The organism is Coprococcus intestinihominis (genome assembly GCF_040096555.1).
Lineage (GTDB): Bacteria > Bacillota > Clostridia > Lachnospirales > Lachnospiraceae > Coprococcus_A > Coprococcus_A intestinihominis.
The window spans coordinates 20,640-27,746 of the sequence record NZ_JBBMEK010000013.1; the positions used below are offsets into that span (position 1 = coordinate 20,640).

Annotated in this window: 6 protein-coding genes; 2 read left to right on the top strand and 4 right to left on the bottom strand. The window is 44.7% G+C overall.

Translation table 11 applies throughout. From position 1 onward, the window contains the following. Positions 1-186: 186 nt before the first annotated feature. From WMO25_RS02075 to murC, 4 genes are all read right to left on the bottom strand, one after another. Positions 187-1,356: a ribose-phosphate pyrophosphokinase gene (locus WMO25_RS02075; RefSeq protein ID WP_349083797.1), complete on the bottom strand. Its 1,170-nt coding sequence runs from the start codon at positions 1,354-1,356 to the stop codon at positions 187-189. A gap of 95 nt (positions 1,357-1,451) precedes the next feature. Beyond that, on the bottom strand, positions 1,452-2,441 hold the full coding sequence (locus tag WMO25_RS02080) for an ATP-binding protein (protein WP_349083799.1): 990 nt from the start codon (positions 2,439-2,441) through the stop codon (positions 1,452-1,454). A gap of 24 nt (positions 2,442-2,465) precedes the next feature. Next, on the bottom strand, positions 2,466-3,605 hold the full coding sequence (locus WMO25_RS02085) for a DnaD domain protein (protein ID WP_349083800.1): 1,140 nt from the start codon (positions 3,603-3,605) through the stop codon (positions 2,466-2,468). Positions 3,606-3,932: 327 nt separating this feature from the next. Then, complete coding sequence (gene murC, locus WMO25_RS02090; RefSeq protein ID WP_349083801.1) at positions 3,933-5,309, bottom strand: UDP-N-acetylmuramate--L-alanine ligase; 1,377 nt, start codon at positions 5,307-5,309, stop codon at positions 3,933-3,935. A gap of 330 nt (positions 5,310-5,639) precedes the next feature. On the opposite strand from murC, the gene WMO25_RS02095 reads away from it, so the two are divergent. Together WMO25_RS02095 and WMO25_RS02100 are read left to right on the top strand one after the other, a co-directional pair. After that, complete coding sequence (locus WMO25_RS02095) at positions 5,640-6,911, top strand: glucose-1-phosphate adenylyltransferase (protein ID WP_349083803.1); 1,272 nt, start codon at positions 5,640-5,642, stop codon at positions 6,909-6,911. Beyond that, a partial coding sequence (locus tag WMO25_RS02100) for a sugar phosphate nucleotidyltransferase (protein ID WP_349083805.1) occupies positions 6,911-7,107 on the top strand: 197 nt, incomplete at its 3' end. The genes WMO25_RS02095 and WMO25_RS02100, both read left to right, overlap by 1 nt.

Consider the following 7,107-nt stretch of genomic DNA (forward strand, 5'->3'; position numbering starts at 1 on the left):
GGCATATCAAATTCACCGCTCTCTTTGCTGTTATCATTATGAGTTTTGCAACATAAACGATAGTCGAAATTTAAATGTTGTGAGACAGATAAGACAAAAGAAAAACGGATTCCGGTATGCTTCAAATGATAGATTTGGAGATAACGGAATCCGTTTTGTTATATCATTGCCTGTGGTGCACAGGTTTTATTTGTGGTATTTGCGGTAGTAAGTCAGTGCGTTCTGGATCTTCGCATTAGGATCGAGCAGTTCGCTGATGGAATGATCATAGTTCAGCTTGTCGATCAAGAGCGCAATGTACTTGCTCAGGTCTACATTGATGTAGTATGGACGAGATAATAAATCAGGTGTCTGATAAATAACGTTGGTTGTCAGAACCTTGGAGATAAGACCCTGTTCATAATATTCATCGAACTGCTTCAGACCATTTGTGAAAAGACCGAATGTTGCTGCAACAAAAACACGCTTTGCCTTACGTTGCTTCAGTTCTTTGGCAACATCCAGCATGCTTTCGCCAGAGGAGATCATATCATCAACGATGAAGACATCCTTGCCTTCGACGGATGAACCGAGGAATTCATGAGCAACGATCGGGTTGCGGCCATTAACAACTCTGGAGTAGTCTCTTCTCTTATAGAACATACCCATATCGAGACCGAGAACGTTGGAATAGTAAACGGCACGGCCCATAGCGCCTTCATCCGGGCTGATGATCATCATATGGTCGCTGTCTACCTGAAGGTCAGGGACGTTGTTGAATAAGCTTTTGATAAACTGATAAGTTGGCTGAATGCTGTCAAAACCACTGTTAGGAATAGCATTCTGAACACGTGGATCATGAGCATCAAAAGTAATAATATTTTCAACACCGAGAGCATGAAGTTCCTGCAGTGCAACGGCACAATCCAGTGATTCACGGGCTGTACGCTTGTGCTGACGGCTCTCATAAAGGAATGGCATAATAACATTGATACGGCGGGCCTTACCTGCTGCTGCTGTGATAATACGTTTTAAATCGGAATAATGATCATCCGGTGACATCTTGTTCATGTGACCGCAGAGAGAATATTCGATTGAATAATTGGTGACATCAACAAGCAGATATAAATCTTTGCCTCGGATAGAATCAAGGATTGTGCCTTTTGCTTCGCCGGAACCGAAACGGGAGCACTTGGTATTCACAATATAGGAATCCTTAATCTTATCATCCTGATGAAGAACACTTTCACGTTCTTTTCTCCAGTCAACGATATATTCATTGACCATATTGCCAAGTTCACTGCAGCTCTGAAGCGGAATAATACCTAAATCGCCTACTGGAATTGAGTTTCTAAACTCTTCAATGTTCTGAGCCATAATATACCTCCATCATATGTTAACTAAATCAAACAAATGACGACATTGTCGTCCACTTTATTTATAACGTATCCGACATAGGATGTCAAGGTGTCTTACTCGGAAATTGCCTTTTTAATGCGGATATCGTCGCCGAGGATCAGCATGATCTCATAATTGCTGACTAATCTGGAAAATATTCGTTCACTGTATTCGTTCTGCAGTTCATCCAGGGACAGATTCGTTGAAATAATGGTGGATTTTCTTGCCAGCAGCCGTTCGTTGATGCAAAGAAAAAGCTGTGAAGTAATGAAAGCATTATTTAATTCTGTACCAAGATCATCAATGATGAGAAGATCGCAGTCGAGAATATAATGAAACATATTCTCATCAGTGTCATCCATATCATCATTCCCAAATGTGTTGTTCTGAAGAATGTCCACAAGATGAAAAGCGGTCAGATAAATCACGGTATGAGAGGCATCCAGCAATTCTCTGGCAATGCAATTTGTCAGAAAAGTCTTGCCCACGCCGGTGTCACCGTAAAAGAGAAGATTCCGGGACTGCTCATCGAAATGATCAATGAAATCGTGACAGGTACTGAGAACGGCCTGGATATTCTCTCGGGGACTGACGCCGAGGCTGCGGTTCTTCGTATCGGAATAATACCGGATGTCAAAGGTATCGAAATTCTCGCGTTTCAGCACATCATGGATGTTGGACTGGCGATAGAGAAGATCGACCATGGCCTGCTTAAAACAGTGACATTTCTTGTCACCGATAAAACCGGTATCATGACAATCCGGGCATGAATAGGTCAGCTCCAGATAATCAGCAGGATACCCGGCCTGTGTCAGCAGAAGCGTTTTCTGCTCCTGCAGTTCCCGCAGATGCTGCTGCATATCCTGCAGAACATCCTTCCGGCCCAGGGCAGCAGCCCGGGCTCTGTCTGCACAGAAAGAGGCGGTTTCTTCTTCCAGCTGCCGGTAGGCAGGCAGACGATCGCAGATCTCCTGATAACGCTGGCTCTGAAGGTGTCGGTGCTGCAGCTGGCGGAGATCATATTGGCGCATAATTGCCTGATATTGAGAATTCTTCAAGTTCATAATGACGTCTCCTTTTCAGTCGAACTACTTGTTGGTGGAACCATTCTGAATCTTCGCGGCCAGTTTCTTCTCAAGAGCAGCGTAGTCATAACTGCGCTGATTGAAATTGTGAAACTTATTGGAAGACGGTCTTGCCTGTTTGACGGCCGGGCGCTTAGCCGGTGCAGCTGCCTTCTCGGCACTTCGAGCCTTGTCAGCGGCGAGTACCTCTGTCATAGTATAGGCACCGAGAGACTTCCAGTTGCTCAGAATCTTGTCTGTATATTCAAAACTCGGCGTATGGACAGCCATCATGGTGCGTCGGCAGGCTTCAAGGATGAGCTCGAGGCTGAAACCGTAGGTGCGGGTCCACTTGTTGATAAATTCTGCTTCTCCGGCAGCTGGCATACGTCCGCCGAGACCAAAGGCTTTCAGTACAGCGAAGCAGGCTTTCTGATGAGTTTCGCTCTGGGTGCGGGCTTCATCGGCAGTGGTGATATGGAGATCGGCCCAGGATAAAGCCACTTTCTCGATATAACGCATATGGGTATGCCCATTGGAAACACAGTATTCAAAAAGGTATTCAATGAGATCTCTGGAAAAGCCGAGATCATCATAAAAATAATAAATCGTGTTCAAATCAGATGCACTCAGAGGACGGCCGAGATATTGCTGAATGATGAAGATCAGCTGTGCGCCGTCATCTGATTCCGAAAAGCGGTGCAGTTCCTGTGTGGAACGAGGATGCATTGAAACGGCCGGGGTTGTGCCGACCGGAGTGCCGGTGATACCGGTACCTGTCTGCGCAGCAACTGCAGATTGTGCCGGCGCGGGCCGGCGCTGCTCAGGGGGAGCAGTCGGAGTATCCTTCTGACTGCTGATTGAAGTGACAGCGTTCAGGCAGATGCCTGCAATTGTACCGTCACGGTCAAAGGTCAGTCGGAGCAACCCTTCGGCTTCCCAGTATTTCAGTGCACGGGTCACGTCGTTTTCAGTCATAAAAAATATATCGGCGATGCCGCTCAGGGAGAGGGCATGATCCGGATGAGAAAGCCAGCGGAGCAGATAAAGATAAATCTTCAGAAATTCTCCGTTGGCTCTCGGCAGATATTCATCAAAAAAGGTATTCGGGATGACAGTCACGCCATCAGAATAACCAGCAGATAAGGTAATAGGTTTCGGCATAAAGCCACCTCCAGATTCAATTCCGGTAACGATCAGATGATGATACAGTTACGGATTTTTTCTTAAGTATAACATAAAGCGGAAAATTTGAGAATACCGGGGGTTCTGTGAATAAATGTGGATATTTTGGTGGAGAAAGTTGTGGATAATGTGGATAACTGGTGGACGGGAAAGGTGAATAAAATTTTTGAAATGTCGAAAAAGCCCATAAAAAGCGGAGTTTAGACGAAAAAAGAAAGGCGGTTGCGTAGGAATTATGTAAACAAAAATATCCACCGGATTTATCCAAAGTTTTTGTTGATAAATCGGTGGATATTGTGGATAACTTTACTTAATCAGCGCTTCGCCTACTAAAACAACGTCTCCGGCACCCATAGTTATCAACAGGTCGCCGTTGATACATTTTTCACGTAAAAATTTTTCAATCTCCTCAAATGAAGGAAAATAGTAGGCTTCTTTGCCTTTTTCAAGGAGCAGCTTCTGGATATCCCTTGAATGGATGTCACCCGGGTCGGTTTCACGGGCAGCATAGATATCAGCCAGGACAATCTTGTCAGCCAGTGAAAGTGCATCGGCAAATTCGTGGAAAAAGGCTTTGGTACGTGTATAAGTATGTGGCTGGAAGACGCACCAGATCTGACGGTGCGGATATTTCTGTGCCGCAGTCAGGGTCGCTTTGATCTCTGTCGGATGATGCGCATAATCATCAATGACGGTCACACCGTTAAACTGGCCTTTGTATTCAAAGCGTCGGTCAGTGCCTTCAAAAGCCATAAGGCCTTTCTTGATGATATCCATAGGAATATGTAATTCGCGTGCGGAGGCGATGGCTGCCAACGCATTGGATACATTATGGATACCTGCCACATTCAGCTGGATATGGTCAATCTTCTTGCCGTAAGCGATCAGGTCAAAACTGCCTTTGGCAAATTCGTCAAATGTAATATTCTCAGCAGCATAATCACACTCCGGTTTCAGACCGTAGGTAATGATATGACATGGCAGACCGTCTGTGATCTCAGATACATGGCTGATCTCACCATTGATAACAAGAATGTCGTCTGCGTCAAGCTTCTCTGCAAACTTGCGGAAAGAATGATGGATGTCGTTGATATCCTTGAAGAAATCAAGATGATCCTCTTCGATATTCAGGATGATTTCAAGGCTCGGATTGAACTTCAGAAAGCTGTTGGTGTATTCGCAGGCTTCTGTAATAAAGTTGTCAGAGTGACCTACGCGGATGTTGCCGTGAATGGCTTTTAAGATACCGCCCACGCTGATGGTAGGATCAGTGTCTGCTGCAAGCAGAATATGAGACAGCATGGAAGTTGTCGTTGTCTTGCCGTGGGTACCGGAAACGGCGATGGCATTGGTATAGTTGGTCATGATCTGACCAAGGAGTTCCGCACGGTCCATCATCGGGAGACCCGCAGATTTGGCAGCGGCAAATTCAGGGTTATCTGGATGAATGGCAGCTGTATAGACAACCACATCGATATCAGGTGTAATGTTTTCTGCGCGCTGGCCATAGGCAATCTGGATGCCAAGAGACGTCAGATGGTCTGTGATGGCAGATTCGTGAGCGTCGGAACCGACAACAGTAAAGCCTTTGGCGTGGAGAATTTCGGCCAGGCCGCTCATGCTGATGCCGCCAATGCCCATAAAGTGGATCTTTACCGGTTTATTAAAATTGATTTGATACATCAGAATCCTTCCTATTCTATAAAATTGATAATTAATAAGTGTATAACTTTTGTGACTGTGCATATCCTGCACGGAACAGTTACCTATTGCTATTATAACCGCATTTAATGAAAAATCAAATGAAAATTATGAAAATGTAAATTATGTATTGTATACAAAAAACTATGTAAAAATTGTTGAAAATTGTCAGAAAAAAGTTGCATAAAACCTGCTGATGCTATAAGGATTGCATATATTTTGCTTTTTTGTCGAAAAAAATTAGTAAATACTGTTCACTTTTTATATAAATAGTGGTATAATGAGTTCACAAATAACAACAGAGGTGATAGCGTGATTAAGAAAGAAATGATAGCCATGCTTCTGGCCGGCGGGCAGGGCAGCAGACTTGGTGTTTTGACTTCGAATGTAGCAAAACCGGCAGTGGCTTTTGGCGGCAAGTACCGTATTATTGATTTTCCGTTGAGCAACTGTATCAATTCGGGAGTGGATACAGTTGGTGTTCTGACACAATATAGACATTTGCGGCTGAACAGCCATATCGGCATTGGTATTCCGTGGGATCTGGACCGTAATCACGGCGGTGTGACATTGCTTCCACCTTATGAGAAGAGCGAGAGTTCAGACTGGTATACAGGAACAGCCAATGCTATTTATCAGAATATGGAATATATTGAGAAGTACAATCCGGAGTATGTACTGATCCTTGGTGGTGACCATATTTATAAGATGGATTATGAAGTGATGCTGGATTACCATAAAGCAAAAGGGGCAGATGTGACAATTGCCTGCATGCCTGTACCTTGGGCTGAGGCCAGTCGTTTTGGCGTTGTTATTGCCGATGACAACGGCAATATCAAGGATTTTGAGGAGAAACCGCCGAAGCCGAGCAGTAACCTTGCGTCTATGGGTATTTATATCTTTAACTGGTCGATACTGAGAGAGGCGTTGATCGCTTTGAAGGATCAGCCGGGATGTGATTTTGGTATGCATGTTATTCCTTATGTACATAATAATACGCATAATTGTTATGCGTATGAATTCAATGGCTACTGGAAGGATGTTGGAACACTGGGATCCTACTGGCAGGCCAACATGGAATTGATCGATATCATTCCGGAATTTAATCTGTATGAGGAATTCTGGAAGATTTATACGAATAACGATATGATCAAGCCACAGTATTTCGGTGAGAAGGCTGTTGTTGACAGGTGTATCATCGGAGAAGGTGCGGAGATTTATGGAGAAGTGAAGAACAGCGTCATCGGCGCAGGCGTTATCATCGAAGAAGGTGCTGTTGTTCGTGATTCTATTGTTATGCAGGGAGCGGTGATCGGCGCTGGAACAACGGTTGATAAGGGAATTATTGCCGAGTCCGTACAGGTCGGCAGGGACTGCAGACTGGGTGTGGGTGAATTTGCCCCGAATGTTTACAATCCAAAGGTTTATGCGTTTGATCTTGTGACAATCGCGGAGAATTCTGTGATTCCGGATCATGTACAGATTGGCAAGAATACAGCGATTGTCGGAAAGACTGTACCGGAAGATTATCCGGATGGCCTGCTGGCGAGTGGACAGGTTATTATAAAGGCAGGTGAAATATAATGAGAGCGATTGGTATTGTTTTAGCAGGCGGGAACAGCAGCAGAATGGGTATACTGGCGAATAAGAGAGCCGTTGCAGCTATGCCGATAGCAGGCAGCTACAGAGGCATAGATTTTGCACTGAGCAATATGTCGAACTCTCATGTACAGAAAGTCGCTGTATGTACACAGTTTAATGCACGTTCATTGAATCAGCA

Excerpts from the sequence above, each read along its gene's own strand:
- WMO25_RS02075 (WP_349083797.1), bottom strand. The coding sequence starts at position 1,356 with ATGGCTCAGAACATTGAAGAGTTTAGAAACTCAATTCCAGTAGGCGAT.
- WMO25_RS02085 (WP_349083800.1), bottom strand. The coding sequence starts at position 3,605 with ATGCCGAAACCTATTACCTTATCTGCTGGTTATTCTGATGGCGTGACT.
- murC (WP_349083801.1), bottom strand. The coding sequence starts at position 5,309 with ATGTATCAAATCAATTTTAATAAACCGGTAAAGATCCACTTTATGGGC.
- WMO25_RS02080 (WP_349083799.1), bottom strand. The coding sequence starts at position 2,441 with ATGAACTTGAAGAATTCTCAATATCAGGCAATTATGCGCCAATATGAT.